The 26699-nt window shown below is 71.2% G+C and carries 24 protein-coding genes, 1 tRNA gene and 1 pseudogene; 9 read left to right on the forward strand and 17 right to left on the reverse strand.

What is annotated here, in order from left to right:
* Nucleotides 1-6: 6 nt before the first annotated feature.
* Both OE229_RS13660 and OE229_RS13665 read left to right on the forward strand, forming a co-directional pair.
* Nucleotides 7-2781, forward strand: coding sequence for a hypothetical protein (locus OE229_RS13660; protein ID WP_262138479.1), 2775 nt, complete (start codon nucleotides 7-9; stop codon nucleotides 2779-2781).
* A gap of 99 nt (nucleotides 2782-2880) precedes the next feature.
* Nucleotides 2881-3852 carry a magnesium transporter CorA family protein gene (locus OE229_RS13665; RefSeq protein ID WP_182065924.1) on the forward strand — a complete coding sequence of 324 codons (972 nt, stop codon included), beginning with the start codon at nucleotides 2881-2883 and terminating at the stop codon, nucleotides 3850-3852.
* A 45-nt stretch (nucleotides 3853-3897) separates the two neighbouring features.
* Here OE229_RS13665 and OE229_RS13670 read toward each other — a convergent pair whose 3' ends face one another.
* Nucleotides 3898-5049 carry an SLC13 family permease gene (locus OE229_RS13670; RefSeq protein WP_262138481.1) on the reverse strand — a complete coding sequence of 384 codons (1152 nt, stop codon included), beginning with the start codon at nucleotides 5047-5049 and terminating at the stop codon, nucleotides 3898-3900.
* Between the two features lie 93 nt (nucleotides 5050-5142).
* On the opposite strand from OE229_RS13670, the gene OE229_RS13675 reads away from it, so the two are divergent.
* Nucleotides 5143-5334: a hypothetical protein gene (locus OE229_RS13675; RefSeq protein ID WP_071261817.1), complete on the forward strand. Its 192-nt coding sequence runs from the start codon at nucleotides 5143-5145 to the stop codon at nucleotides 5332-5334.
* Nucleotides 5335-5448: 114 nt separating this feature from the next.
* Here OE229_RS13675 and OE229_RS13680 read toward each other — a convergent pair whose 3' ends face one another.
* Complete coding sequence (locus OE229_RS13680) at nucleotides 5449-6612, reverse strand: mechanosensitive ion channel family protein (protein WP_262138482.1); 1164 nt, start codon at nucleotides 6610-6612, stop codon at nucleotides 5449-5451.
* A gap of 138 nt (nucleotides 6613-6750) precedes the next feature.
* Here OE229_RS13680 and OE229_RS13685 point away from each other — a divergent pair.
* Nucleotides 6751-8285 (forward strand): annotated as a pseudogene (locus tag OE229_RS13685) (amino acid permease).
* 77 nt (nucleotides 8286-8362) lie between these two features.
* Complete coding sequence (locus OE229_RS13690; RefSeq protein ID WP_182065928.1) at nucleotides 8363-8662, forward strand: hypothetical protein; 300 nt, start codon at nucleotides 8363-8365, stop codon at nucleotides 8660-8662.
* A 58-nt stretch (nucleotides 8663-8720) separates the two neighbouring features.
* Here the strand turns inward: OE229_RS13690 and OE229_RS13695 are convergent, their stop codons facing one another.
* The 7 genes from OE229_RS13695 to OE229_RS13725 form a co-directional block, all read right to left on the reverse strand.
* Nucleotides 8721-9377 carry a PepSY domain-containing protein gene (locus tag OE229_RS13695; protein WP_262138483.1) on the reverse strand — a complete coding sequence of 219 codons (657 nt, stop codon included), beginning with the start codon at nucleotides 9375-9377 and terminating at the stop codon, nucleotides 8721-8723.
* A gap of 49 nt (nucleotides 9378-9426) precedes the next feature.
* Entirely contained in the window at nucleotides 9427-10800 is a 1374-nt protein-coding gene (locus tag OE229_RS13700) for a sensor histidine kinase (RefSeq protein WP_262138486.1), read from the reverse strand.
* Nucleotides 10801-10816: 16 nt separating this feature from the next.
* Nucleotides 10817-11494, reverse strand: a complete 678-nt coding sequence (locus OE229_RS13705) for a response regulator transcription factor (RefSeq protein WP_262138487.1) — start codon at nucleotides 11492-11494, stop codon at nucleotides 10817-10819.
* Between the two features lie 143 nt (nucleotides 11495-11637).
* The gene (locus OE229_RS13710; RefSeq protein WP_027466517.1) at nucleotides 11638-11850 is read right to left on the reverse strand and encodes an SCO4848 family membrane protein; all 213 of its coding nucleotides are present in this window, start codon (nucleotides 11848-11850) and stop codon (nucleotides 11638-11640) included.
* A gap of 162 nt (nucleotides 11851-12012) precedes the next feature.
* The gene (locus tag OE229_RS13715) at nucleotides 12013-12939 is read right to left on the reverse strand and encodes a hypothetical protein (RefSeq protein WP_262138488.1); all 927 of its coding nucleotides are present in this window, start codon (nucleotides 12937-12939) and stop codon (nucleotides 12013-12015) included.
* Nucleotides 12936-13397: an ImmA/IrrE family metallo-endopeptidase gene (locus OE229_RS13720; protein ID WP_209135182.1), complete on the reverse strand. Its 462-nt coding sequence runs from the start codon at nucleotides 13395-13397 to the stop codon at nucleotides 12936-12938. Before OE229_RS13720 ends, OE229_RS13715 begins: the two co-directional genes overlap by 4 nt.
* Complete coding sequence (locus OE229_RS13725) at nucleotides 13394-13834, reverse strand: hypothetical protein (protein WP_051596928.1); 441 nt, start codon at nucleotides 13832-13834, stop codon at nucleotides 13394-13396. The genes OE229_RS13720 and OE229_RS13725 overlap by 4 nt, the downstream gene beginning before the upstream one ends.
* Nucleotides 13835-13935: 101 nt before the next feature.
* On the opposite strand from OE229_RS13725, the gene OE229_RS13730 reads away from it, so the two are divergent.
* Entirely contained in the window at nucleotides 13936-14586 is a 651-nt protein-coding gene (locus OE229_RS13730) for a YigZ family protein (protein ID WP_410007316.1), read from the forward strand.
* A gap of 105 nt (nucleotides 14587-14691) precedes the next feature.
* On the opposite strand, the gene OE229_RS13735 is transcribed toward OE229_RS13730, so the two are convergent.
* A tRNA-Lys gene (locus OE229_RS13735) sits at nucleotides 14692-14764 on the reverse strand.
* A gap of 95 nt (nucleotides 14765-14859) precedes the next feature.
* On the opposite strand from OE229_RS13735, the gene bcp reads away from it, so the two are divergent.
* Nucleotides 14860-15330 (forward strand): thioredoxin-dependent thiol peroxidase, encoded by a 471-nt coding sequence (gene bcp, locus OE229_RS13740; RefSeq protein WP_262138492.1) that lies wholly within the window; start codon nucleotides 14860-14862, stop codon nucleotides 15328-15330.
* A 143-nt stretch (nucleotides 15331-15473) separates the two neighbouring features.
* On the opposite strand, the gene OE229_RS13745 is transcribed toward bcp, so the two are convergent.
* On the reverse strand, nucleotides 15474-15905 hold the full coding sequence (locus OE229_RS13745; protein ID WP_259579290.1) for a hypothetical protein: 432 nt from the start codon (nucleotides 15903-15905) through the stop codon (nucleotides 15474-15476).
* Between the two features lie 261 nt (nucleotides 15906-16166).
* Here OE229_RS13745 and OE229_RS13750 point away from each other — a divergent pair, with 261 nt between their 5' ends.
* Entirely contained in the window at nucleotides 16167-16415 is a 249-nt protein-coding gene (locus tag OE229_RS13750) for a WhiB family transcriptional regulator (protein ID WP_017888820.1), read from the forward strand.
* A 163-nt stretch (nucleotides 16416-16578) separates the two neighbouring features.
* Here OE229_RS13750 and OE229_RS13755 read toward each other — a convergent pair whose 3' ends face one another.
* Nucleotides 16579-18078, reverse strand: coding sequence for a sensor histidine kinase (locus OE229_RS13755; RefSeq protein WP_027466510.1), 1500 nt, complete (start codon nucleotides 18076-18078; stop codon nucleotides 16579-16581).
* Nucleotides 18079-18196: 118 nt separating this feature from the next.
* Between OE229_RS13755 and OE229_RS13760 the strand changes: the two genes are divergently transcribed.
* The gene (locus OE229_RS13760; RefSeq protein ID WP_182065938.1) at nucleotides 18197-18637 is read left to right on the forward strand and encodes an Rv3235 family protein; all 441 of its coding nucleotides are present in this window, start codon (nucleotides 18197-18199) and stop codon (nucleotides 18635-18637) included.
* Between the two features lie 69 nt (nucleotides 18638-18706).
* Here the strand turns inward: OE229_RS13760 and secA are convergent, their stop codons facing one another.
* From secA to mtrB, 5 genes are all read right to left on the reverse strand, one after another.
* A complete protein-coding gene (gene secA / locus OE229_RS13765; RefSeq protein ID WP_111024364.1) occupies nucleotides 18707-21487 on the reverse strand; it encodes a preprotein translocase subunit SecA in 2781 nt (926 codons plus the stop codon).
* A 170-nt stretch (nucleotides 21488-21657) separates the two neighbouring features.
* Nucleotides 21658-22368, reverse strand: coding sequence for a ribosome hibernation-promoting factor, HPF/YfiA family (gene hpf, locus OE229_RS13770; protein ID WP_262138496.1), 711 nt, complete (start codon nucleotides 22366-22368; stop codon nucleotides 21658-21660).
* 158 nt (nucleotides 22369-22526) lie between these two features.
* Nucleotides 22527-23189, reverse strand: coding sequence for a ComF family protein (locus OE229_RS13775; RefSeq protein WP_182065941.1), 663 nt, complete (start codon nucleotides 23187-23189; stop codon nucleotides 22527-22529).
* A 97-nt stretch (nucleotides 23190-23286) separates the two neighbouring features.
* Nucleotides 23287-24969 (reverse strand): GerMN domain-containing protein, encoded by a 1683-nt coding sequence (locus OE229_RS13780; RefSeq protein ID WP_263344592.1) that lies wholly within the window; start codon nucleotides 24967-24969, stop codon nucleotides 23287-23289.
* Nucleotides 24969-26699, reverse strand: coding sequence for an MtrAB system histidine kinase MtrB (mtrB, locus tag OE229_RS13785; RefSeq protein ID WP_262138502.1), 1731 nt, complete (start codon nucleotides 26697-26699; stop codon nucleotides 24969-24971). The genes OE229_RS13780 and mtrB overlap by 1 nt, the downstream gene beginning before the upstream one ends.

The following is a 26699-nucleotide window of genomic DNA, read 5'->3' on the forward strand; positions in this document are numbered from 1 at the left end:
CCAGCCGTGAGCGAGAACCCGCCCAACCAGCCCGTCCCGCCGTCGCAGCCCGGTCCCGGCCAGCCCGGTCCCGGCCAGCCCGGTCCCGGCCAGCCCGGTCCCGGCCAGCCCGGTCCCGGCCAGTACGTTCCCGGCCAGCCCGCCGGGAACGGCCAGCCCGCCTGGCAGCAGCAGCCTGGAGGCCCGCAGCAGTGGTCGGGTCAGCCCGCCCCCGCCGCGCAGCCGTCCGGTGCGTTCGGTCGCTTCCTGCGCTCGGTCTCCGGTCGCGACTGGCTGGCGGCCGTGCTCGCCGCCGTCGGCGGCTGGGTCGCGGCGTACGTCGTCGCCGGACTCTCACTGCTCATCACCGTGGGCTTGCTCGCATCCGGCGGCAGCGGTTCGGCCGCTCCGTCCACCGGGTCCGGCACCGACCTCGGCGCGGGCTCGGCCCCCGACGTGGAGTCCCTGCTCTCCGGCGTGAGCGTCCTGCTCGGTGCGCCGGCGCAGCTCGTGGCCCTCGCCGACCTCGGCCGTCTGCACCTGTCCGGGTCGATCGGGTTCCTCGGTTCCGGTTCGGGCTCGCTTGCCGTGGTACCCGCACTGGTGCTCACCGCGCAGGTCGTCCTGGCCGTCGTGCTCACCCGCCGGATCCGCACGCGAGGCCTCGGTCGCACGCAGGTGCTCGTCACCGCGGTGGTCTCCGGCCTCGTGACCACCGTGCTCACGAACGTCGCGGCCGCTCTGTTCGCGATCCGGTTCCCGTCGGTGTCCGGCGCGGTCATCGAGCCGGTGCACGCCGTCGGTGTCGGGAGCATCCTCGGCGCGTTCGTCATCGGTGCCCTGGCCGCGCTCCTCGCCCGGCCCTCCGTGCTCGCTGGTGGCAACGTCTTCGCCGCCCGCCTGCTCGGCACACTGCGTGTCGCCGCGTCGCAGCTCACGGTCCTCGTCGTGCTGGTCGCCCTCGTCGTCCTCGTCGTCGCCGTCATCGCCCAGCCCTCTTCCGGCTCCGCGTTGCCGCTGCTGCTCGGCAACGTTGCGGTCGGGCTGACCGCGCTGGGGTTCTTCGGTGGGGTGGGGACCTCCGGCTTCGGGTCCGCCAGCGACACCGCCTCGGTGTTCGGCGGGGCCGGCGGCTGGACCTGGCTGGTCGTGCTGTTCGTCGTCGTCACCTCGGTCGCGGCCGGGCTCGCACTCGCCGTCCGCCGCAACGACCGGATCCGCACCACCATCGACTGGGTCGTCACCCCGCTGGTGTGGTTCGCACTCGGTCTGCTGTTTTTCGTCCTCGGCACCGGCGTCGCCTCGTACCAGGTGAGCAGCACGAGCTCCGTGGACGCATCGGGGTCGATCGGCGTCGCGCCGTGGACGCCGATCGTCTTCGCCCTGTGGGGCGGCGCGATCGAGGTCGTCGCCCGGTACCTCGCTCCGGTGCTCCTGCCCCGCCTCGGTGGTGCCGCGGTGCTGCGGACGTCGCGTCTGGTCGGGGCGGACCCCCGCCCCGTCGTGCCGCAAACGTTCCCGGCCGGGCCCGTCGCCGGCCAGGGTGCTCCCGTCGCGCCCACCGCGACCGTCGACCCGGCCGCTCCCGTCGCGCCCGACGCGCCTGTCGCCGCGGACGCGCCGGCTGCCGCCGCGTGGAACACTCCCCCGGCCGCTGACCAGCACGCGTCGTACCCGCCGGCCGGGCCTGCCCAGGAGCCCGCGTACGGCGTGCAGTCGAACTCCGGCGCGCAGCCGTCGTACGGGTCGCAGCCGCCCTACGGCACGCAGCCCCCGTACGGCGCACAACCCGCCTACGGGTCGCAGCCGTTCATCGGCGGTGGTGCCCCGGCTCCGGCACCGATGTCCCCGCGGTCCAAGAAGATCCTGGTCCGTTCGCTCATCGCCGGTGGCGCCGTGATCGTGGTCGTCATCGCCGGCGCGGTCACGACGAGCGTCCTCCGCGCCAACGTCTGGGGTCCGGCGCCGACCGTGAAGTCCTACGTGCAGGCCATCGCCAGCGGTGACGCAGACACCGCTGCCGACCTGAGCGAGATCCCCGACGACGCCGCGATGCTCGACTCGAAGGTGCTCGGGAGCGCGAAGGACCGCCCGTCGGACATCCGCGTCGGCCGGGTCGCCCGGACCGGTGACACCGCCATCGCCACCCTGAGCTACACCCAGGACGGCAAGAACCGCTCCGGCCAGGTGTCGTTGCGGCGCACGGGCACCTCGTTCCTGGTGAAGGACGAGTGGCGTGTCACGCAGCCCCTCGCCCAGCAGGTCACCCTGACGGCCTCCGACGTGCTCGAGGGTGCACCCGTGACCGTCGGCGGCAAGGAGATCGGGAAGATCAGCGAGGGCACGTTCACGTCCCTCGCCTACCCCGGCACCTACCAGGTCTCGGTCGGCGGTTCGAAGTACTTCACCGGCGGCACCGAGAAGGTCTCCGTGGGCGCGGCCACGTCGGGCTACGTCGACTTCGCGCCGAAGGCGACCAAGGCACTCGAGCAGGACGCCGAGCAGTACGTGACCGACCTGATCGACGACTGCGCCGAGAAGACCGAGCTCCGGGCACTGAGCGGTTGCCCCTGGTACGGGCCCTACGACGCCGACGGCGGCGTGCAGTACGACGTCACGTCGATGCCCGAGCTGGAGGTCGAGGCGTCCCGCGCCGGCACCGTGATGGTGACGAGCACGAAGGACGGGAGCGTCTCGTACAGCTACACCTCGTACCTCGGTGACAAGAAACGCGGCGAGGACTCGTTCGATGTGAACCAGTACCTGAAGGTGGAGGACGGCAAGCTCGTCTCCGCCTACTGAGCAGGAGCCGGCTGAGCAGGAGCCGGCTGAGCGGCTCCGCAGCACCACGACGGCCGACCCGGGATATCCCGGGTCGGCCGTCTCAGTAGGCTGACGAGCATGGTCAGGACACGGGCGTGGTGCAAGGGCGACACGGTCGAGCGGGACTTCCCCGTCGACCGGATCTCCGACCTCGTCGCCGATCCGGACACCTTCGTCTGGATCGACTACACCGACCCGACCTCGGCCGACCTCGAGCAGATCGAGGAGGAGCTCGGCATCCACGCGCTCGCGGTCGAGGACGCCGTCGAGCACGGTCAGCGCCCGAAGCTCGACCGGTACCGGGACAGCCTGTTCCTGGTCGTCTACGACGTGGGCGGCACGGACGACGAGGGTGACCTGATCACGCACGAGGTCAAGGCCTTCGTCACCGAACGGGCCCTCGTCACCATCCACGGGTCCGACGTCGACACCGCCCCGATGGAGCACCGGCTCACGGCGAACTCCGACATCGCCGAACACGGCGTGCCCTGGCTCGTCTGGGCACTGCTCGACGCCGTCGTCGACCGGGCCACCGACACCGTCGAGGACCTCGAGCGGCAGATCGATGCGCTCGAGGACGACCTGTTCGTACCGGGCGACCCCCGCGAGCAGCAGATCCAGCGGCGGTCGTTCCGGCTCCGCAAGACCCTCGGGGTGCTCCGGCGGCTGGTCGTCCCGACGCGGGACAGCGTCGCGTCGTTGCTGCACGGTGACGCGGAGACGATCTCGAACGGCATCCGCCCGTACTTCCGCGACGTCGAGGACCACCTGGTCTCGATCGCCGACTCGGTCGAGCAACTCCGCGACGCGGTGTCGAGCGTGCTCGACACGACCCTGAACCTGGCGTCGAACCGGCAGAACACCGTCATGAAGAAGGTCACGAGCTGGGCGGCGATCATCGCGATCCCGACCGGTGTGACGAGCTTCTTCGGGCAGAACGTCGAGTTCCCGGGCGAGGGCGCCTGGAGTGGTCTCTGGGCCTCGCTCGCGATCATCACCGCGTCGTCGCTCGTGCTCTACCGCGTCTTCAAGACCCGCGACTGGCTCTGACCGCGCAGGGCTCCGGCACCCGAACGGTCCGAGGCCCCGCCGACGTCAGAGCGCGAGTGCCAGGACCCCGGCGACGACGGTGAGCGGCGCGACGACGCACCCGAGCGCCATGTACCGGCCCCACGACAGGTGCACGCCCTCGGCCGACAGCCGGGCGTGCCACAGGAGCGTCGCGAGCGAGGCCCACGGCGTGATGAGACAGCCGGCGTTCACGCCGATGAGCAGGGCCGCGTACCGCACGGCCTCGTGCCCGGCGGCCGGTTCGAGCACCAGGTACGCCGGCAGGTTGTCGATGCCGTTCGCCGCGACCGCGCCCGCACCGCCGAGCAGCAGCAGCGGGCCGGTCCCGGTGCCGCCCTGCAGCGCGTGCACGATCGGGTCGGTGATGCCCGTCGTGTGCAGCGCCTCGACCACCACGAAGAGCCCGGCGGCGAACAGCAGGGTCGACCACGGCACGCGGGACACCCGGAGTTCGGACGGTGACCGGAACGCCGCGACCACGACGAGCACCACGGCGGCCAGGACCGCAGCGATCCACACGGTCACCCCGGCGGTCAGGGCGACGACGAGCGCGACCAGCACGGCGGAGGCCGCCCAGAAGAACACCGGGTCCTTCGGCGTGCGGACGGACACCGGCGAGTAGCGGCCGAACAGCTTGCCGCGGAACACCACGAGCAGGACGACGCACGGCACGACCACCCCGGCGACCGCGGGCCAGGCCATCAGCCCGGCGAACGGCAGCGGGCCGCCGAGCCCCATCCGGTCGACGGCGAGCAGGTTCGTCAGGTTGGACACCGGCAGCAGCAGTGAGGCCGTGTTCGCGAGCCAGACCGTGGTCAGGGCGAACGGCATCGGGGGCAGCCCCACACGCCGTGCGAGCGAGATGACGATGGGGGTGAGGAGCACCGCGGTGGTGTCGATCGACAGGAAGACGGTGCAGAGCACGGCGAGGACGACGACCGCGCCCCAGAGGCCGATGGTGCGCCCGCCACCGACCCGGGCGGCGAGGTCGGCCAGGCGGTCGAACACCCCGGCGTCCGCGGCCAGCTCGGCGACCACGGTCAGCCCGAGCACGAACCCGAGGACCGGCAGGACCCGATCGGCGAGCACGGCGAGGTCGTCGAGTGGCAGCAGCCCGAACACGACGCAGACCGCGCCGACCACGAGCAGGGCCGCTCCGATGACCGCTTGACGCACGAACACTCCTCTGGCACACACCGCGGCAGGGTGACCGGCGGCGCTCCAATGTACGGGCCGGTAGCGTTGTCAGCACGACGACAGGAGGCCTCTGTGCGCAAGTTCATGTTCAACGGTGCGGTGTGGAGTTCGCTCATCAGCGGCTACAGCGTGCTGCAGACCACCCGCCAGGGACCGCGCGACTGGCGGCTCGCGCTGACCTGGGTCGCGTGGCTCGCCACGACGATCGTGGCGATCGGCACGGTCGTCGAGGACGACCGCGCGGTCAAGGCGCGCCAGCCGTAGGTCCAGGCCGCGACCACACGACGGACGGGAGGCCCGCGGCGGATCTGCCACGGGCCTCCTGTCCGTCGTCAGCACCGTCCACGGAACCTGGTTCCGCAGCGGCAGACGCGCCCGTCAGCGCTCCGACGGCGGGATGTCGGACGTCTGGATCGGGCCGGTGAAGAGCGCCGCGCGGTCCTCCTGGCCCGGCGCGAACAGCGCCGAGTCGGCAGCGGTCGACGCCGTGCGCCGTCGCGGCGCCGTCTCGTCGACCATGAGCACGCGTTGGACCGGCAGGGCGTCGGGGTGGGTGCGCTGGATCCACTCGACGAGCTCCTCGCGGATGTAGCAGCGCAGGTCGAACAGCGACGGGGCGTCGTGCGACGTTGCGAGGACGCGCACCCGCACGTACCCCTGCACGGCGTCGGTCACCTGCAGTACCTTGACGCGGCGGTCCCACAGTTCGGTGCGGTCGAGGATGCGGTCGAGCTCCTCGCGCATCTCCCCCGGCCGGACCCGCCAGTCGAGGTCGAACTCGACTGCGCCGAGCAGTTCGCTGCCGGTCCGTGTCCAGTTCTCGAACGGCGTGCTCGTGAAGTACGTCGACGGCAGCACGAACCGGCGGTCGTCCCACAGGTGCACGACGACGTAGGTCAGCGTGATCTCCTCGATCCGTCCCCACTGCTGCTCGACCACGACGACGTCGTCCACCCGGATCGACCCGGAGAACGCCAGCTGCATGCCGGCGAACACGTTGCCGAGCGTGGACTGCGCGGCGAGGCCCGCGACCACGGAGATGAGACCGGCGCTGGCGAGCACGCTCGCGCCGGCCGCCTCGACCCCGTCGAAGGTCAGCAGGATCGCGCCGACCGCGATGATGACGAGTACGGCGACGGTGAGCCGCCGGATGATGAGCACCTGGGTGCGGATGCGACGCGCCTGCCGGTTGTCGGGCACGTCGATGCGGAACCGGTGCAACCCGAGGTCCTCGAGGAAGATCGCGACCTGGCACGCGAGCCAGCAACCGGTCGCGATCGTGACGATCAGGAAGGCGTGCGCGACCTCGTCGCGCCACGGGTACGCGTCGGCGTTCCGCGGGATGCTCGACGTGAACGCGATCCAGAGCAGGACCACCAGCAGCACGGTGCGGAAGGGGTGCTTCGTCCGTCGCGAGAGCACGCCGGCCCAGCGTTCCCGGCGCGCGATCGCCCGGAGGACCAGGTGCAGGACGAGGGCGACGACGGCGGTGACGAGCAGGGCGAACCCGATCGCGACGAGGAGTCGGAGGAGGATGTCCATCCCTCCATGCAAGCAACGGACGACGGTCGTCGTTCAGGTTCGGGCCGCCGTCAGCTGTGCGGACGTTCAGCAGTCGCGGTTCGCCCGAACCGGGGTTTGCGTGACGGCCCGGTCCGGTGCGCATGTAGGTTCTCTCGCATGACAGCGCAGAACGACACGGGTGGCAACCGAGCGCCGGCGAACGACTTCTCGCACGAGCAGGAGGGCTACCAGCACGGCCTGAAGCCCCGGCAACTGCAGATGATCGCGATCGGCGGCGCGATCGGCACCGGCCTCTTCCTCGGTGCCGGTGGACGCCTGCACACCGCGGGCCCCGCGCTCGCGCTGACCTACCTGGTCGCCGGGATCTTCGCCTTCTTCATCCTCCGTGCCCTCGGCGAGCTGGTGCTGCACCGCCCGTCCTCGGGGTCGTTCATCTCGTACGCTCGCGAGTTCTACGGCGAGAAGTTCGCGTACGCCGCCGGCTGGATGTACTTCCTCAACTGGGCGATGACCTCGATCGTCGACACCACCGCGGTCGCGATCTACCTGCAGTACTGGTCGGCCTTCACCGCCGCACCGCAGTGGCTGCTGGCGCTGATCGCCCTGGTCGTCGTCCTCGCCGCGAACATGGTCGCCGTGAAGGTGTTCGGCGAGCTCGAGTTCTGGTTCGCCCTCATCAAGGTCGCCGCGCTCGTGGCGTTCCTCGTCGTCGCGATCGTCTGGCTCGTCTTCGCCTTCCCCGTCGAGGCCGGCGGCGAGGCCGTCCGCACCGGGTTCTCGATCTGGGGCGACAACGACGGGCTGTTCCCGAACGGGCTGCTCCCCGCGGTCATCGTGATCCAGGGCGTCGTGTTCGCGTACGCGGCGATCGAGCTCGTCGGAACCGCGTCGGGCGAGACGCAGAACACCGAGAAGGTCATCCCCCGCGCGATCAACTCCGTGGTCTTCCGCATCGCGGTCTTCTACGTCGGCTCGATCATCCTGCTCTCCCTGCTGCTGCCGTACACGGCCTACAAGGAGGGCGAGAGAGCCCGTTCGTCACGTTCTTCTCGTCGCTCGGCAACCCGCAGGTCGGTTCGATCGTCGGTGGGATCATGAACTTCGTCGTGCTCACCGCGGCCCTGTCGTCCCTGAACGCCGGCCTGTACTCCACCGGACGCGCGCTGCACTCGATGGGCATGAACGGCTCGGCGCCCAAGTGGACCACGAAGATGTCGAAGGGCGGCGTCCCCTACGCCGGCATCCTGCTCACCGCGGCGTTCACCGTCGCGGGCGTCGTACTGAACTACTTCGTGCCGAGCCAGGCGTTCGAGATCGCCCTGAACATCGCCAGTCTCGGCATCATCACGGCGTGGGGCACGATCATCCTGTGCCAGATGCGGCTCCGTCAGTGGGCCAAGCAGGGGCTCGCCAAGGAACCCACCTTCCGGCTACCGGGTGCGCCCGTCACCGCCTGGCTCACCCTGGCGTTCCTCGCCTCGGTCATCGTGCTGATGGCGATCGACTACCCCGTCGGCACGTACACGATCGCGTCGCTCGTCATCGTGATCCCCCTGCTCATCGTCGGGTGGTTCCTGCAGCGTGACCGCATCCTGCGCATCGCCGCCCTGCGCGAGGGCGTCACGGGTCCCTACCCGATCGGCGTCCGCGACCCCGCCGCCTCGGTGCGACGCGACGGCGACGGGAGCTAGCGCTCCGCTTGTCCCCGGAACGCAAGGCACCCCGGCGGGAACACGAACGGTCCGGCACCCCTCGCTACCATCAGCAGGTGCCGGACCGTTCTGCTTCGCCCACACTCGACCTGCAGCTCAGCTGGCGAGGTGCCTACGGACGCCTCCGGGTGTTCGCGGATCGTCTCGAGGCCGAGACCGACTACCAGCGAGGGACGCGAACCATGGTGCCGATGGACGCGGTGCAGGGGTGGCGCCTCGGACCGTGCGACGAGGACGCCGTCTGCGTCGAGTTCCTCACCGGGCAGGACACCTACCGCGTGCTGCTCGACACCCCGGACGAGCAGCTCGCTGCGCTGGCGATCCGGAAGGTGCTCGGCCCGCCGCTGGAGTCCTGAGGACGCGCTGCCGTGCGGGCGACAGCGGTGTCCGGTTCGCCTGCAGCAGGACCGTCGGTCAGTCGTCGGTGTCGACGCGGTCGGTGACGACGTCACCGGATCCGGCGTCGATGCGCACGCTGTGCTTGGTGCCGGACGAGTCGAGCACGTCGCCCTCCCAGACGACGGAGCCGACGTGGTCGTCGAGGCCGAGTTCGGTCACGGTCCCCGCGTGCAGGTCCTGGAAGGCGTCGACGGCCTGCTCGACGCTCAGGTCGGCGGCGGCGACGAAGCGCTCGTGCTCGGCCTCGTCGTCCGCGTCGGCGGCCTCGGTCTGCGGGGTGCCGGCGACCGAGGTGCCGTCGGCGTTCGTGTGCACCTCGTGCTCGGTGCCGCCCTTCGTCACGACCAGGACCTCGTAGGCGGAGGCGCCCTGCTCCTGCTCGACCGAGATGACGGTGCCCGAGCCGACCTCGCCGCGTGCGGTGGCGACCGCTGCGAGCAGTGCCGTGTTCGAGCCGCTGGACGCGACGCCGGACGCACCGGACGCCGACGAACCGGAGCCCGACGAGTCCGTCGCCGACGAGCCGACCGAGCCGGAGCCGGCCGAGCCGGTGTCGTCGTCGGAGTCGTCGCTGGCGCAACCGGTGAGTGCGAGCGCCGCGACGATCGGCAGGGCGGCGAACGCGGCGATGCGGCGGGCGGAGGGCTTCTGGTGCTGGGTGCGGAAGTTCATGTGGACGAGCATCGCGTCGGGGTGCTGAAGCAGCCCTGAAGCCACCTGTTCAGCCGCCGAGTGCGATGCGGACGACGAACCGCGCGCCGCCGAGCGGGGACGTGACCACGGTCGTGTCGCCGCCGTGCGCCCGCACGGCGTCGCGGACGATGGCGAGGCCGAGCCCCGCGCCACCGGCGTCCCGGCTGCGGGCCTCGTCGAGACGGACGAACCGCTCGAAGACGCGCTCGCGCTCGTCCTCGGGGACGCCGGTGCCGTCGTCGTCGACCGTGAGCACCGCGGACCCGTCGTGCTCGGTGAGCGACACGGCGACGCGTGTGCTCGCGTGCCGGACGGCGTTGTCGACGAGGTTCCGGACCACCCCTGCCAGCACGCGCTCGTCGCCGAGAACCCGCGCTGCCGAGATCGCCGAGCCGTCCACCCGGACCGCCGGAGCGTCGCCGTGCCGCGCGGGCGCGTCACCGGCCGTCGACCGTGCTCGCGCGCGGGCCACCGCGTCCAACGCCAGGTCGTCGAGGTCGACGGAGCGCCGCGTGCGGATCCCGCCCTCGTCGAGGCGGGAGAGCTCGAGCAGCCCGGTGACCAGGTCCTGCAGGCGCACCGCCTCGGACCGGACGACGTCGGCGAGGTCGGCCACCTCGGTCCGCTCCGGGTGCGCGACGGCGACCTCGGCGTGCTGCCGGATCGACGCGATCGGCGACCGGAGTTCGTGGGAGGCGTCGGACACGAAGCGCCGCTGGCTCTCGGCGGACCGTTCGAGTCGGTCCAGCATGGCGTTCATGGTGCTCGCGAGCCGGGCGACCTCGTCGCCGGTGTCGGGCACCTCGACCCGGGCGTCCGGACGGGCCGCCCGGATCGTCTCGACCTCGGTGCGCATCCGCTCCACGGGCCGCAGCGAGCGTCCTGTGACGGCCCAGGTGACCGCGACCAGCAGGAGCACCAGCACGGGTACCCCCACGGCGAGGAGTGCGACGGCGGTGCGGACCGCGGTGTCGGCCTGGTCGAGCGTGGCGCCGTAGACGAGCGTCGCCTCGCCGCCGCCGGGCAGGTCCACGTCGTCCGCGACGAGCAGCCAGCGTTCGCCGTCGTGGGTCCACCGGGACTCGTCGGCGGTCGGCAGGGCGGCCCCATCGGCGTCCTCGCCATGCGCCAGGACCGCCCCGCCGTCGCCGATCACCTGCACCAGGACGTCCTCGTAGCCGGTCACTGCGGCCGCACCGTCCGCTTCGACTCGGGAGGACACCTGCTCGAGACCGGCCTCGGCCGAGGTGCGCACGCCGTCGAGCAGCACGAGCCGCAGCACGAGGACGAACGCGACGGCACCGATGACCAGCGCCGCGAGGACGACGACCCCGGCGCCGAGGGTGGTGCGTGCCCGGACCGACCGGGGGCGACGAGGCCGGTTCGGTGTGGCCCCGCTCACACGGGGGGCCGGCCGCTCAGCCACCGTCCGCCGCCAAGCGGTACCCGGCGCCACGGACCGTCTCGATCGCGGCGCGCCCGAACGGCCGGTCGAGCTTCCGGCGGAGGTGCCCGACGTACACCTCGACGATGTTCGGATCCCCCTCGAAGTCGACGTCCCAGACGTTCTCGATGACCTCGCGCTTCGACCGGACCTGACCCGGGTGCCGTGCGAGGTACTCGAGCACGGCGAACTCGCGGCTGGTCAGCTCGACCGGGGTCTCGCCGCGAGCCACGGTGCGGGCTGCGGGATCGACCACCAGGTCGCCCAGCGTCAGCACGGTGGGGCGCTCACGGGCACCCCGTCGGACGAGCGCCCGCAGCCGTGCGACGAGCACCGGGTGCGAGAACGGCTTGGTGACGTAGTCGTCGGCGCCCGCGTCGAGCGCCTCGACCTGGTCCCACTCGCCGTCCTTGGCGGTCAGCATGAGCACGGGGGTCCAGTCGCCGTCCGCACGGAGCTGCGCGCACACGGCCCAGCCGCTCAGGCCGGGCATCATCAGGTCGAGCACGATCGCGTCGTAGCGGAACTCCCGCGCGTGCCACAGCCCGTCGACGCCGTCGTTCGCGACGTCGACCGCCCACCCCTCGGCCTCGAGGCCGCGGCGCACGCCGTCGGCGAGCCGGACCTCGTCGTCGACCACCAGCACACGCATGGGGTCGATCCTGCCGTGCCCCGCTGAAGCAGGCCTGAAGCGGCCGGCGAGTGCGGCGGGGCGGACGGGAGGTCCGTGGCGGCGCCGCCACGGGCCTCCCGTCCGACGGTGGTCCGGACCAGGGCCGCGCCGCCTCGGCGGGCTCAGACCAGCAGCAGGATCCCTGCGATCACGGAGGCGACGGCGATGGCGAGCGCGATGAGCAGGAGCACGAGGTGCACCGTGTAGAACGTCGTCGGCTTGCCGGCGGCGTCGCGGGCACGGGAGTCCTTCGCGACACGCTGGAAGAAGCGCGGCCAGGTGACGACGTTGAAGACGGCGCCGATGAACAGGACGACTGCGGCGAAGACGAGCACGGGACGATCCTAGTGAACGTCCGCGGCGACGATGCCGGTACGGCGACGCCGGGCGGGTGGTGCTCGGCCGCCCCCAACGCGGCCGAGTCCCGACCCGGCAGGCCACAGGATCTGTAGCACTTGCTACAGACTGTACACGGCCTGCTCGACAGCGTCGAGGGACTACGCGGTCTCGAGCGCGGCTTCGGCGTCGGCGAGGGTGGCACGCTCGGCGTCGGTCAGGGACGCCCGTGCACCCCGGACGCCGTCGTTGATCTCGACGATGCGGCGGCTGAGCCGGGTCGCGGGGTCGTCGGTGGGCGGGTAGGCGTTGTCCACGCCGACACGGTCGTGCAGCGGCGCGAGGAGGCGCAGTGCATCGTCGACGCGGCGTGCCCGACGTCGGCGGGAGATCCGGTGCCCGACGACGAGCAGGAGCATGCCGGACGCCACGCACAGCACGGCTCCCGGCGTGGTGACGTCGTAGGGCAGCGAGAGCGCGTGCGTGACGTCCAGGTCGCCGGTGACGTGCGCGACGTCCATCACGACGACCACGACCATGCGGACGACCCCGAGCACCCCACCGAGGACCAGCACCCACAGTCCCACCAGGTCGGTGGTCGTCCGGGCCTCGCGCAGGTGGAGCACGCAGATGAACCCCGTCGCACCGAGGGCGACTCCGAGGTAGACGGTCTGCGCGATCGCGTAGACCGTCGCCGCCGGGTGCGAGCCGGCGTCGAGCATGAACGTCGTCGTGGTCGCGGGCTTGTCGAGCACCGTGAACGCGACGACGACCACCACGACGACCGCGGCGAAGGACACCACGACCGCGTTCCGGAGCCACGGCCGCGCCGCGCCGACCGCCTTCGCCACGCCCCACAGCAGCGTGCTCGTCCCGGCCACCATGAGGCAGTCGCTGATGAGGGTCACGACGTTGTGCCCGCCCAGCAGCGGGTCGAGCCACCGGTACAGCGGGTCGACGTTCGTCACGATGGTGGCGGCGAACAGCAGGAACGTGAACGCCAGGGTGCGGTCCTGCCCTCGCTGCAGGACCAACAGCACGATCGTCCCGACGATGAGCAGCACCGCCTGGACGACGGCGATGATCACCCGAAGACCCCGCGGAAGGCGCTCGGGCGGCCGCGGTGCCGACGGATCACGGTGGCCAGGCGGTCCGCGAAGACCTCGGCCTCGTGCTCGTAGGTGTTCGAGAACATCCCCCGGGCGAGTGCCCGCTCCACCTTGTACTCGGGCAGGTCGGGGATGACGTCGCGGATGTAGGCGCTCTGCGGCGCGTGCTCCTGGTGCCGGTGCAGGACGTGCCCGAGCTCGTGGCCGATGACGAACGACCGGAAGGTCGGTGAGGAGGTCGGCGAGATCATCACGAGGTGCGCGTGCTCGAGGGTGGCCACGAAGCCGCACACGGGCTCGGCAGCCAGGAACGACTCCTCGCGCACCACGATCGGCTTGCCGACGACGTCAGCCGCGGCGGCGACGGCCTGGTCGACGTCCGACCACCCCTCGGCGGCACCACGAGCCCAGAACGCCTCCACGAGGGCATCGGTCATGCGACGCTCCCCCGCTGTGATTCCTCCTCGAGCACCTCGGCGATGCGCCGCAACGCGTCGGGTGAGAGTTCGCCGGGGAAGGTCCGGGCCGCGAAGCCGCTCACGCGCGCGGACCGCAGGGACCGGACGAGGGCGAGCTGGGCACCGATCCGTTCCGGTACCTCGCTGTCCTCGAGCAGGAAGCGTTCGTCGACCTCGAAGTACCCGGCCAGCAGGCGCAGGAGCTCGGTGTCGCGGTTGCGGCGGCCGTCGCCGGAGAGCATGTAGGTCCACTTCGCCCGCGACAGCGACCCACCGTGGGCCGCGACGTACTCCTCGATGGAGGAGAACGGCACCGGAGCGCCACGCTGGGACTCCTCGAAGTCGAGGAGCAGGTTGAGGCGGCGCGCGAGCTCGGCGGCGTCGAGCGCCCCGCCCTTCAGATCACCCGTGTCCATCTCGGACTCCTCCCCAGCCGTGTCCGCGCGACCTGTGGGTCCGGCGCGTGGACGCCATGTTAGCGCGGGCGCTCGGCACGCGCGCCGCTACCCTCGTGGGCATGCCCCGCCGCTTCCCCGCCACCGTCGCGGCGCCGGTCGAGCACGAGCTCGTCATCACGAAGTCCCGGTTCATCACCACCGTCGCACCGGTGTCCGGGGTCGAGGACGCCGACCGCGTGATCGCCGAGGTCCGCCGGCGGTACTGGGACGCCCGGCACAACTGCACGGCGATGGTCACCGGCGTGCTCGGCGACCAGGCGCGTTCGTCGGACGACGGGGAGCCCTCCGGCACAGCGGGTGTGCCGATGCTCGAGGTCCTGCGACGCCGCGGTCTGACCGACGTCGTCGCAGTCGTCACGCGGTACTTCGGCGGGGTGAAGCTCGGTGCCGGCGGACTGGTCCGGGCCTACTCGACCTCGGTGTCCGAGGCACTCGACACGGCGGTCCTCGTGCGTCGCGAGGCCCTGACGCAGGTGCGCTTCGACGTCGACCACGCCGACGCCGGGCGGCTCGACAACGTGCTGCGCGACTGGGTCCGGCACCACCACGCGACGCTCGGTCCGACCGAGTACGGTCGGGCGGCGACCTTCGAGGTGTGGGTCCCCCGCGAGGCGCTCGGAACCCTGACCGCCGACCTCGCCGCCGCGTCAGCCGGTTCGCTCGAACCCGTCATCGGCGAGGAGCGGATCGTCGACGTCCCCGCCGACTGAATCCGCGGTTCCTGCACACCTCGGGCGTGTCACCGCTTCGGCGTGAGAACCTGCCCGGAACGCACGAACGCCCCGACTCGATGAGCCGGGGCGTTCGTTCTGCGGTGCACCCCCTCGGACTTGAACCGAGAACCCACTGATTAAGAGTCAGTTGCTCTGCCAATTGAGCTAGAGGTGCATGTTCCGGCTTCCGTGCCGCAACGGGAATCAACAATAGCATGGGTTTCGCGCGCCCACGACCACTCGTCGGCGCACGACGCGAACAGGAGCACCATGACCGACCGTCTCGTCCCCGGCGACACCGCCCCCGACTTCACGCTGCCCGACCAGGACGGCGCCCGGCACTCCCTGGCTGCCCTGCGCGGCAAGAAGGTCATCGTGTACTTCTACCCGGCGGCGTCGACCCCGGGCTGCACCACCGAGGCCTGCGACTTCCGCGACAACATGTCCTCGCTGCAGGCAGCCGGCTACGAGGTCCTCGGCGTCTCGAAGGACGAGCAGGCGAAGCTCAAGACATTCCAGCACGAGCAGGCGCTGACCTTCCCGCTGCTGAGCGACCCCGATCTCGCCGTGCACAAGGCGTACGCGGCCTGGGGCGAGAAGAACAACTACGGCAAGATCGTCACCGGCACGATCCGGTCCACGATCGTGGTCGACGAGGACGGCGCGGTCCAGCTGCCGCTCTACAACGTCAAGGCCACCGGGCACGTCGCGAGCCTGCGGAAGAAGCTCGGCCTGGTCTGAGGACCGGCCACGCACCGGAGGCCCGGTGCCAGTTCTCGGAACCGGCACCGGGCCTCCAATGCGCTGTCTGCAGACCGCCCTCGCAGGCTCGGCCGGCGCTGGCGCCGCGCGCCGCTGGCGCGTCGCCCCGTGCGGGGCGCGCGCTACTCGGCCGGACGCGCGAGCGCGGCCGTCACCGACCGCGACAGCACCAGCGTGATGCCGAGCAGGGCCGGGACGAGCAGCACCCAGCCGACCGCGGCGACCCGGAAGACGCCCTGGAACGCGCCGATCGCGATGGCGCCCTGCAGGACCTGCCAGACGATGATCCCGGAGCGCACCCACGACCGGCCCTGCCACAGGCCGTTCAGCAGCGCACCGAGCCAGAGCGCAGCGATGGCGACGAGGACGGTGAGGGCGATGCCGGAGGCAATGCTCGTGGCCGGGGCGACGAGCAGTTCGACGACCAGGACGACGGTCACGACCACCAGCGCGAGGAACTCGAGGCCGACCACCGCGAGCAGCCCCAGCATCGCCGGCGACCGGCGCGCGACTGGTGCGGAGGGATCGGTGTCGTTCGGGGTGTCGTCGTGCACAGTGATCCTCCAGCATCGGAACCCTTGATTTGGCCCTACCAGTATGGAACGATATTGGAGGTCGTTTGGACGGCACGATGTGGTGTGCGTCTCCCGTGGTTCATCGCTCCTCCCCCGAGCGTCTCGCGGGCGTCAGACACGCTTCCTGCGGACTCCTCCCCACAGTTGTCCCCTCCATGCCGCATGCATGGTCAGCGGTCCGATCCCCCGAGCCACGGCCCCGGCCTGCCGTTCGAGCATCGACATCAAGGAGCACCACACATGGACTGGCGTGACAAGGCTGCCTGCCTCACCGCAGACCCCGAGCTCTTCTTCCCCGTCGGGAACACCGGGCCCGCCGTCGACCAGATCGAGAAGGCCAAGTCGGTCTGTGCGCGTTGCACGGTCACCGAGATGTGCCTGCAGTACGCACTCGAGAACAACCAGGACTCGGGTGTCTGGGGTGGTCTCAGCGAGGACGAGCGTCGTGCGCTGAAGCGTCGCGCCGCCCGCGCTCGCCGCGCGTCCTGACCCCGGTCGCCCGACACCACGACGCCCGTCGTCCCTCCGGGGGCGGCGGGCGTCGTCGTGCGCGCGGAGCGGCTTCTGCAAAACACCGGTGTTCACGCGTCGAACACCGGAACGCGGGTGTTCGACCGGTGAACACCGGTGTTTTGCGGACTCGAACCGGGCGTCAAGCGGGGGCGGTCAACCAGCGGAACGGGATGGTGATCGTCACCTCGGTGCCGCTGCCCGTCAGGGTGTGCCAGTCGATGGTGCCGCCGAGCTCACCCTGGATGAGCGTGCGGACGATCTGCGTACCGAGCCCCGAGCCGACCTTGCCCTCGGGGAGCCCCACCCCGTTGTCGCGGACCTCGATCTCCAGGTGGTCGTCGAAGCGGCGGGCGACGATCTCGACCTCGCCGTCACGGCCGTCCAGCCCGTGCTCGACGGCGTTCGTCACGAGCTCGGTGAGCCCGAGGGCAAGTGGTGTCGCAGCCTCGGAGGGCAGCACGCCGAACTCGCCGGTCTTCTTCGGGTGCACGGTGGTGTTGTGCGACGCGGCGACCTCGGTCACGAGCTTGAGCACCGAGTCGAACACCTCGTCGAAGTCCACCGTCTGGCTGAGGCCGCTCGACAGCGTGTCGTGCACGACGGCGATGGCGGCGACGCGACGCATGGCGTTCTGCAGGGAGGTCCGCGCTTCGTCCGAGTGCGTGCGACGCGCCTGGATCCGCAGCAGGGACGCCACCGTCTGCAGGTTGTTCTTCACCCGGTGGTGGATCTCGCGGATCGTGGCGTCCTTGGTGATGAGCTCGCGCTCCTGGTGCCGCAGCTCGGACACGTCGCGGCAGAGCACGATGGCGCCGATGCGCTCACCGTGGTCGCGGAGCGGGATCGAGCGGAGCGACACCGTGACGCCCTTCGACTCGATGTCGGCCCGCCACGGTGCACGGCCGGTGACGACGAGCGGCAGGGACTCGTCGACGTCGAGCTGGGCGCCGATGAGCTCGGTGGTGACCTCGGCGAGGGACTTCCGCTCGAGTTCCCCCTCGAAGCCCATCCGGTTGAACGCGCTCAGGCCGTTCGGGCTCGCGAACGTGACGATGCCGGCGGTGTCGAGGCGCAGCAGACCGTCGCTGGCACGGGGCGCACCACGACGGGGACCGGCCGGTGCCCCGAGGTCCGGGAAGTCACCGGTGGCGATCATGCCGAACAGGTCGTTCGCGCTCGCGGTGAAGTTGAGCTCCTGGCGGCTCGGGGTCCGCATCTCGTCCTGGTTGGAGTGCCGGGTGACGACGGCGATCGGTCGCTCGGTGGTCTCGGCGCTCTTCGCGCTCAGGCGGCGGAGCACCGGGATCGCGCGGACGCGGGTCGGGGTGTCCTCGTACCAGTCCGGCTCGGCGGAGTCGACGACCCGTGACCCGGCGAAGCTCTCGGTCACCTGGCCGCGCCACTCCTCGCGGATCTCCTGCCCGACGATGTCGCGGTAGAACAGCGTCGCCGCGGAGCTCGGTCGGGCGTGCGCGACGGCCACGAACGAGCCGTCCTCGGCGGTCGGGACCCAGAGCACCATGTCGGCGAAGGACAGGTCGGCGAGGAGCTGCCAGTCCCCCACGAGCAGGTGGAGCCACTCCACGTCTGCTTCCGAGGAACGGCCTTGCGCGAGGACGAGGTCACTGAGGGTCGACACCCAGCCAGTCTAGGTCCGGCGCCTTGTGGAGAACGTCGCCCTGTCCACAGGGCAGACCGGTATGTATTTTGTATGTCACACGCCCCATACGCTCGCTCCAACGACGGAAGGGGCAGGGGTGGCAGAGCAGGCACGCCGCATCGATCACGAGACGACGACGGCGCACCCACCGCCGCTGCGCATCGTCGAACCGGCACCGGAGCCTGCCGTGGCGACCGGCCTCCCGGACCCGGCGACGACGGCGCGGGCGCTCGGGCTCTGCGTCGCCGAGGTGCTCACCGGCGCGCGGGAGGTCGACAGCATCGCCCGGTGGATCAGCGACGACGTGCAGCGGCACCTGCAGCAGCGGGCCGCGGTGGCAGCGCACGCCAGGGGCTCCGGTCGGCGGGCACGCGGGCGCCCGGTGCTCCGGGTCGGCAGCGTGCTCGTCTGCCGCCCCGCGGCAGGCGTCGCCGAGGCGACGGTGGTCGTGCACGCGCGCAGTCACGCTCGGGCGGTCGCCATGCGGCTCGAAGAGCGACACGGACGGTGGCAGGCGACCGCGATCGGGGTCCTGTAGCCGGGTGGCGGGCAGACGGGAGGCACGGTGCCAGCTGGCACCGTGCCTCCTGTCCGTCCTGTGTGGACGCTAGTTCTTCTTGGCGGCCTGACGACGCTCGGCGCGGTTGCTCGCCGCGGCCTGACCGGAGGCCGTGGCCGCGTTGCCGAACGCGGAGCCCTGCTCCGGCTCGGCGGCCGCTTCGGCCTCGGCCTGGGCGCGCTGCGCGCGGGCGGTCGCCGCCTGCTCGAGGCGACCCTTCTCGTCGCGGACCTCGACCTCGCCGTCGATCGACGGTGCCGAGTACTCCAGGCCGGAGACCTCGTCCTCGCCGAGACCCTTGGCCTCGATCACCGCGTTCTCGCCGTCGGACTGCACCTGGACCTCGAGGTTGAAGAGGTAGCCCACGGACTCCTCGCGGATCTGCCCCATCATCGTCTGGAACAGGGCGTAGCCCTCGCGCTGGTACTCGACCAGCGGGTCACGCTGCGCCATCGCGCGGAGGCCGATGCCGTCCTTCAGGTAGTCCATCTCGTACAGGTGGTCGCGCCAGCGGCGGTCGATCACCGAGAGCACCACGCGACGCTCGAGTTCACGCATCGCCTCGTCGCCGAGGAGCTCCTCACGCTGCTGGTAGGCCAGCTTGGCGTCGGAGAGGATCTCGCGGGCCAGGAAGTCACGCGACGCCTTGCCCTTCGAGCCGGCCTCGGTGATGACCTCGTCGATGGAGATCGAGATCGGGTAGAGCGTGCCGAGCTCGGTCCACATGGCGTCGAGGTCCCAGTCGTCCGGGGAGCCTTCGCCGGTGTGGCTGTCGATCACGTCGTCGATGACGGCCTTGAGGAACGACTGCGCGCGGTCGTGCAGGTCGTCGCCCTCGAGGATGTGGCGGCGGTCGCTGTAGATCGCCTCCCGCTGGCGGTTCAGGACGTCGTCGTACTTCAGGACGTTCTTGCGGATCTCGGCGTTGCGGCCCTCGACCTGCGCCTGGGCGGACCGGATCGCGCGGCCGACGAGCTTGTTCTCGATCGCCAGGTCGTCCGGGACGTTCGAGCGGCCCATCAGGCTCTCGGCGGCACCGGAGTTGAACAAGCGCATCAGGTCGTCGGTCAGCGACAGGTAGAAGCGGCTCTCGCCCGGGTCACCCTGGCGGCCGGACCGGCCACGCAGCTGGTTGTCGATGCGCCGCGACTCGTGGCGCTCGGTGCCGAGCACGTACAGGCCGCCGACGGCGCGGACCTTGTCGCCCTCTTCCTCGACCTCGGCCTTGACGCGGGCGAACACGTCGTCCCACTCGGCCTCGTACTCGTCGGGGGTCTCGGTCGGCGACAGACCCTTGGCGTGCATCTCCTGCACGGCGAGGAACTCCGCGTTGCCGCCGAGCATGATGTCGGTACCACGACCGGCCATGTTCGTCGCGACGGTCACGGCGCCGAAGCGACCGGCCTGGGCGACGATCGCGGCTTCGCGTGCGTGGTTCTTCGCGTTGAGGACCTCGTGCTTCACGCCCTGCTTGGCGAGGAGCTTCGACAGGTACTCGGACTTCTCGACGCTCGTGGTGCCGACGAGGACGGGCTGGCCCTTCTCGTGGCGCTCCGCGATGTCCTCGGCGACCTGCTCGAACTTCGCCTTCTCGTTCTTGTAGACGAGGTCGGTCTGGTCGATGCGCTGCATCGGCTTGTTCGTCGGGATGGGCACGACGCCGAGCTTGTAGGTCGACATGAACTCGGCCGCCTCGGTCTCGGCGGTACCGGTCATGCCGGAGAGCTTCTGGTACAGGCGGAAGTAGTTCTGCAGCGTGACGGTGGCGAGGGTCTGGTTCTCGGCCTTGACCTCGACGCCCTCCTTCGCCTCGATCGCCTGGTGGATGCCCTCGTTGTAGCGGCGGCCCATCAGGATGCGGCCGGTGTGCTCGTCGACGATGAGCACCTCGCCGTTCATCACGACGTAGTCCTTGTCCTTCTTGAACAGGGCGACGGCCTTGATGGAGTTGTTCAGGAACGAGATGAGCGGGGTGTTCGCCGACTCGTAGAGGTTCTCGATGCCGAGGTAGTCCTCGACCTTCTCGATGCCGGGCTCGAGGACGCCGACGGTGCGCTTCTTCTCGTCGACCTCGTAGTCCTCGCCCGGGGTGAGGCGCTTGGCGATCGAGGCGAACTCGGTGAACCAGCGGTTGGCCTCGCCCGAGGACGGACCGGAGATGATGAGCGGCGTGCGGGCCTCGTCGATGAGGATCGAGTCGACCTCGTCCACGACGGCGAAGAAGTGACCGCGCTGCACCATGTCGGACGCCTGCCACGCCATGTTGTCGCGCAGGTAGTCGAAGCCGAACTCGTTGTTCGTGCCGTACGTGATGTCGGCGGCGTACTGCTCGCGGCGCTCGGCCGGGGTCTGGTTCGCGATGATGCAGCCGGTGGTCATGCCGAGCGCGCGGAAGACGCGGCCCATGATCTCGGACTGGTACGACGCCAGGTAGTCGTTGACCGTGATGACGTGCACCCCGCGCGACGGGATCGCGTTGAGGTACGCGGCGGTCGTCGCGACGAGGGTCTTGCCCTCACCGGTCTTCATCTCGGCGATGTTGCCGAGGTGCAGGGCCGCGCCGCCCATGAGCTGCACGTCGAAGTGCCGCATGCCGAGGGTCCGCTTCGCGGCTTCTCGAACAGCGGCGAACGCCTCGGGCAGGAGGTCGTCGAGGGTCTCGCCGTTGGCGTACCGCTCGCGCAGCTCCTTGGTCTCGTCGTGGAGTTCCTCGTCGGTGAGGCTCGAGAAGTCGTCCTCGAGGTCGTTGATGGCCGAGGCGTACGCCTTCAGCCGACGGAGGGTTCGTCCTTCGCCGATGCGGAGGACCTTCTCCAGCACGTTTGCCACGTGAACTCCTTACGAGGTCGTCGCGCGCGACCTGCGCGCCCGATCGACCAGTCATGCTAGCAACCCGCGAACGCACGGCGCTGTGAGCGGCGCGGCTGTGGCGGACACGGGTGTGCGCGGCCCGCGAACGGGCCGCGCACACGGTGCGGAACGCAGGTTCCGCGTCGGGGTCAGGCGATCGCGGCTGCACGCTCCGCGTCGGCGTCCACGTCGGCCGACGCCTGGCCGGCGGGCACCTCGTCGATGCCGATCACCCCGTAGTCCCAGCCCTTGCGTCGGTACACGACACTCGGACGACGGGTCTCGGCGTCGAGGAACAGGTAGAAGTCGTGCCCGACGAGCTCCATGTGGTACAGGGCGTCGTCGACCGTCATCGGGGCGGCCTCGAAGACCTTGTGGCGGATGACGACCGGGCTGTAGACCTCGTTCTCGTCCTCGGCGGCCTCCTGGTCGACGACCGGGACGGCACCGGTCGCGACGTCCTCGATGAGCTTGCCGTCGGCCGGGACGACACCCATGCCGTCGAAGCCGCTGCCGGCGGCCTCGGCGACCGAGGTGGGGCGGTGCCGACCGTGGTGCACCTTGCGGCGGTCACGCGCCCGACGGAGGCGTTCCATGATCCGCGCGAAGGCGAGGTCGAAGGCGGCGTACTTGTCCGACGCCGCGGACTCGGCCCGCACGAGCGGCCCCGGTCCGATCAGCGTGAGCTCCACGCGGTCCTCGCCCTGGCTGCCGCTCGACTTCTCGTTGTGGCGGCTGATGCGCACCTCGAAGGCGAGGGCGCGGTCGGCGAGCACGTCGATCTTCTCGGACTTCTGTTCGACGTAGGTGCGGAAACGGTCGGTGACCCCGACGTTCCGGCCCGTGATCGTCACGTCCATGTGGCGGCTCCCATCCAGTGTCGGCGCGTCGCCTCCGTCCGGCGACCCGAACGCCTTGTCGCGAGGCTAGACCCGGCGCACCGTCGGCGTCACGGGGAGGCGGCGAGTCCGTCGGACACTCACCGGACACACAGCGGCCACCGGGTGTTCACCAGGCGTCAGGCGTCGACGGTCGCCACGGCGACGCAGCGCACCACCCGGCCACCGGCGGCCCGCACCGCGCGGACGCCCTCGGCCATCGTGACGCCCGTCGTGACGACGTCGTCGACGAGCACGACATCGCGGCCGTCGACGCCGGTCGCGTGCAGGGTCCCGACGGTCGCCGCGACGCGTTCCACCGCCGACCGCTCCTTCTGTCCCGGTCCGGATCGCCGTCGTCCGGCCGCGGTGCGGACGAGACGCCCCGTGTGCCGGACACCACCACGGGCGAGCAGCAGCACGACCGGGTCGAACCCACGTCGTCGGGCACCCGCCCGGGACGGCGGCACCCGGAGCACCACGGTGCCGTCCGGGGCCGCGGCGAGCGCCGCACGGACGAGTGCACCGAAGCGGACGCCGAGCGGACGGGCGACGTCGACCCGCCCCCGGAGCTTGAGCTCGAGGACCAGGGTGCGGACCAGCCCCTCGTACTCGAAGGCCGCGTCGAGCCGGACACCGGCGACCAGCCGGACCCGCCGGGGCCGTGCTGCGAGCGCCGCCCGGCACGGTGGGCAGAGCGCGCGGTCCTGGCGGCCGCAGCCCAGGCAGGTGACGGGCAGGAAGAGCCCGAGCACGGCGAGCAGGGCATCACGCCACGGGGTGGAGTCGTCGTCAGGGGGCATGCCCACGACTGTGGTGGTGACCGGACGGTGGTGGTGGGCCGTGGTGCCGGACGGTGGACGGGCCTCCAGGCCGGCTGGGGTGTGGAGGACCGTCGCGTCAGCGCTGGACGCCGAGCACGTCGGCGGTGACGCCCGTCGTGTCCCAGCCACCCCCGGTGGACTGCAGGACGTTGCCGTCCGACATCCGGAGCAACAGCGCGCCGCCGCCGCCGCCGCTGATGGCGGTGGCGCGCCCGTCGGGCTTCGGCAGGGTGCTCGACTTGCCGCCGATCGTCGTGCGCACGATGTTCGGACCGGTGGGGGTCTGCCCGACCGAGGCGACGTCGGTGTCGTTCACCCATGCGGCGTCGACCGCGGTGCCGCTGGCCGCCTGCACCCGGACCGGGGCGCCGAACGAGGTCGGTGACCGGTCGGACCCCCGGATGATCGCCATCACGTACAGGCCGGGGCCGTCCGAGGTCTCGATGAGTGCGAGGGCCCTGGTGGAGTCGCGGGACACCTCGAACGACACGAGGTCGCCGCGCGGCAGGGTGGTGCGCACCTGGTGGGGGTCGCCGCCGAGCCCGTACGCGGTGATGCGGCGGGTGTCGGACTGCTGTCCCACCCAGACGAAGCCGAGGTCGTCGACGGCGGGGGCGATGAGGCCGTCGCGGGCATCGACGCGCAGGCGGTCCTTGCCGCGCACGACGATGACGCCGTCCCGGTTGCCGACGGCGGCGGTGGTGCCGGACGCCGACAGGGCGATCGACGTCGGGTCGAGGCCGGCGATCGCGGCGCCGACGCCGCTGCCGAGTTCGGCGACCTTGCCGGTTCCCGAGGCGGCGTAGCCGACGACGCCGTCCTCGTCGACCAGGGGTCGGGGATCGACGTCGGGGTTCTGCTGGGCGTCCGCTCCCCCGGAGTCCGGCACCGACAGCGTCGCGCCCTCGATCGTCATCGAGACCGACGAGATGGTGGCGACCGAGGCAAGCGACTTGCTGAGCTGTTCGCGCATCCGGACCCTGTCGACGGTGCTCGCGCCCAGGGCGTCGCGCGACAGGTCGACGAGGGCCGTGCCGCTGTCGATCGTCACCGCGTTGAGGGACAGCTGAGTGCCCTCCGGGAACGACGAGACGACGGCGCCCTTCAGCCAGTCGGTGGGGCCGGCGAGCAGGGCGCTCGCGATGCGCGTGCTCGTGGAGGACCGGGCGAGGAACCAGCGCTGGTCGGGCACCAGGAACCTGTAGGTGGGGTCGTAGAAGTACAGCGCGTGCGGTTGGAACACCGACTCGAAGCTGACCGGCGACAGGATGATGCCGTCCGGGGCGTAGGCGATGCGCCACTCGCCGTCCTCGCGGACGAACTGGAACGTCAGCGTCGACGAGGTCGGGCGGACGGCCTGGGTGTACTCCCCTTCGGAGTCGACCGTGGCGCTGGCCGTCATCGTGTAGGTGAGTTCGCGGTCGTCGGCGCGTTCGACGGTGCCGCTGCCGTCGCGGATCGTGACGCCCTGCCGTGGGTTCCACTGCTGGGCGAAGTCGGCGGCCAGGAACTGCCGGGCGATGGCGTAGTTGTCCTGGGCGCCGGTGGCGGCGGCGATGAACCCGCGGAGGATCGCCGTCTGGTCGGACCCGGTGATCGGCTTGTCCGGCCGGAAGTCGACGCCCGAGAGTGACTCGTCCTTGATCGTCTGCCCGGTGCGGACGGCACCGTCGGTCGGGATGGCCGCGCAGGCGGTGACCGCGAGCAAGCTGACCGCGGCGAGCGCGACGGCGAGGACGTGGCGGATCCGGTGGCGCATCAGGACTCCTCTCGCACGGCGCGGGGGCCGTCGTACGACTCGTCGAGCTCGGGCAGCGGGATGGCCGAGGTGGCGGTGGTGCCCTGCTCGTTGCGGGGCAGGGTGAGCACGAACGTCGAGCCCTCGCCCGGTCGGGACCACACGTCGATGCGCCCGCCGTGGAGCTTCGCGTCGCCGAGGCTGATGGCCAGACCGAGGCCGGTGCCGCCGATGGTGCGCTTCCGGCTCGGGTCGGCCCGCCAGAACCGGTCGAACACCCGTGCGGCGTCCTCCGGCGGCATGCCGACGCCCTGGTCGCGGACGGCGATGGCGACGGTTCGTGCGTCGCTGTCGACGACGACCTGCACCGGCTTCGCGTCACCGTGCTCGATGGCGTTGCCCACGAGGTTGCGCAGGATCCGGCGGACCCGCTTGGCGTCGAGCCGCATCGTGGTGTGTCCGCCGGGGGTCGCGAGCTGCAGGTCGATGCCGGCACGCTCGGCCAGCGGGCGGAACTCCTCGACGATGTCCGCGGCGAGCGCCGCCGGCACCGACGGTTCGGTGTCGAGCTGCACCGCTTGCGCGTCGTAGCGGGAGATCTCGAGCAGGTCGGCGAGGAGCAGCTCGAACCGCTCCACCTGGGCGTGCAGGAGCTCGGCGGACCGGCCGACCGACGGTTCGAACGCGTGCCGGGAGTCGTAGAGCATGTCGCCGGCGAGGCGGATGGTGGTGAGCGGCGTGCGCAGCTCGTGCGAGACGTCGGACACGAAGCGCTGCTGCACGCGGGAGAGCTCGGCCAGCTGGGTGATCTGGCGGCTGACCGCCTCGGCCATCCCGTTGAAGCTCCGTGCCAGGGTCGCCAGGTCGTCCTGGCCGCGCACCGGGATGCGCTCGTCGAGGCGCCCCGCGGCGATCTTCCGGCTCGTCTCGGCGGCACCACGGATCGGCACGACGACGAGCCGGACGACGAGCGACGTGACCAGGGCGATGAGCACCATCAGGGCCACACCGCCGATGGAGAGCGTCTGGGAGACGAAGTCCAGGGTCTGCTGCGCGTCGGACAGGTCGTAGACCAGGTAGAGCTCGTACTGGCCGGCGCTCGGGATCTGCAGCGTGGACCCGACGGCGAGGCCCGGCACCCGGCGCCCGTCGTCGTCGAGCTCGACGGGCTGCAGGCTGAGCCGACCGGTGTTCTGCCCGACCTCCTTGCGCAGGGCATCCGTGATGACCGCGTCCGGGAAGTCCTGGCTGGCGATCGTCTGGAGCGTCTGCGGGGTGGACTGGTCCGGGCTCCGCTCGATGGCGATGCTCGTGCCACCCGGACTCGTCGTGTTCGACAGGATCGCCTGCTGCGCCTCGTTCTGCAGGGTCTCGAGCTCGGACTGGTTGTTGTCCTCGGCCGCGGTCGCCGCGTCGAAGATCCCCTGGGCGACGATGGTGGCCCGGGCCGACTCCGACTCGATCTGGTCGCGGCGCTGCGAGTAGACGTTCGTCGAGATGCTCACCATGACCGCGGTGCCGATGATCGCCACCGCGAGTCCCGTCGTCATCACGGTGATGGCGACCGAGCGGAACATGAGCGAGCGCCGCCACAGGTAGGCGATCGGACGCCAGGCGCGTCGGAGCCAGCGTCGCATCCGGCGACGGCTGCGGTCGACGACACCGATCGAGACGGTGGTGCTGCCGGCGCCGCCGGCCCCACCGACCCGCCCGGAGCGTGCCGAGCCCGACGGGCGCGTCGAGGGCGGCAC

The sequence above is a fragment of the Curtobacterium poinsettiae genome, assembly GCF_025677645.1.
Classification (GTDB): domain Bacteria; phylum Actinomycetota; class Actinomycetes; order Actinomycetales; family Microbacteriaceae; genus Curtobacterium; species Curtobacterium poinsettiae_A.

Bases quoted from the DNA above. Each gene is read 5' to 3' on its own strand.
- OE229_RS13720 (WP_209135182.1), bottom strand. From the start codon at position 13,397: ATGACCGATGCCCTCGTGGAGGCGTTCTGGGCTCGTGGTGCCGCCGAG.
- OE229_RS13775 (WP_182065941.1), bottom strand. From the start codon at position 23,189: ATGCCCCCTGACGACGACTCCACCCCGTGGCGTGATGCCCTGCTCGCC.
- OE229_RS13680 (WP_262138482.1), bottom strand. From the start codon at position 6,612: ATGGACATCCTCCTCCGACTCCTCGTCGCGATCGGGTTCGCCCTGCTC.
- hpf (WP_262138496.1), bottom strand. From the start codon at position 22,368: ATGGACGTGACGATCACGGGCCGGAACGTCGGGGTCACCGACCGTTTC.
- OE229_RS13725 (WP_051596928.1), bottom strand. From the start codon at position 13,834: ATGGACACGGGTGATCTGAAGGGCGGGGCGCTCGACGCCGCCGAGCTC.
- OE229_RS13750 (WP_017888820.1), top strand. From the start codon at position 16,167: ATGGACTGGCGTGACAAGGCTGCCTGCCTCACCGCAGACCCCGAGCTC.
- OE229_RS13730 (WP_410007316.1), top strand. From the start codon at position 13,936: ATGCCCCGCCGCTTCCCCGCCACCGTCGCGGCGCCGGTCGAGCACGAG.
- bcp (WP_262138492.1), top strand. From the start codon at position 14,860: ATGACCGACCGTCTCGTCCCCGGCGACACCGCCCCCGACTTCACGCTG.
- OE229_RS13665 (WP_182065924.1), top strand. From the start codon at position 2,881: ATGGTCAGGACACGGGCGTGGTGCAAGGGCGACACGGTCGAGCGGGAC.
- OE229_RS13780 (WP_263344592.1), bottom strand. From the start codon at position 24,969: ATGCGCCACCGGATCCGCCACGTCCTCGCCGTCGCGCTCGCCGCGGTC.
- OE229_RS13705 (WP_262138487.1), bottom strand. From the start codon at position 11,494: ATGCGTGTGCTGGTGGTCGACGACGAGGTCCGGCTCGCCGACGGCGTG.
- OE229_RS13695 (WP_262138483.1), bottom strand. From the start codon at position 9,377: ATGAACTTCCGCACCCAGCACCAGAAGCCCTCCGCCCGCCGCATCGCC.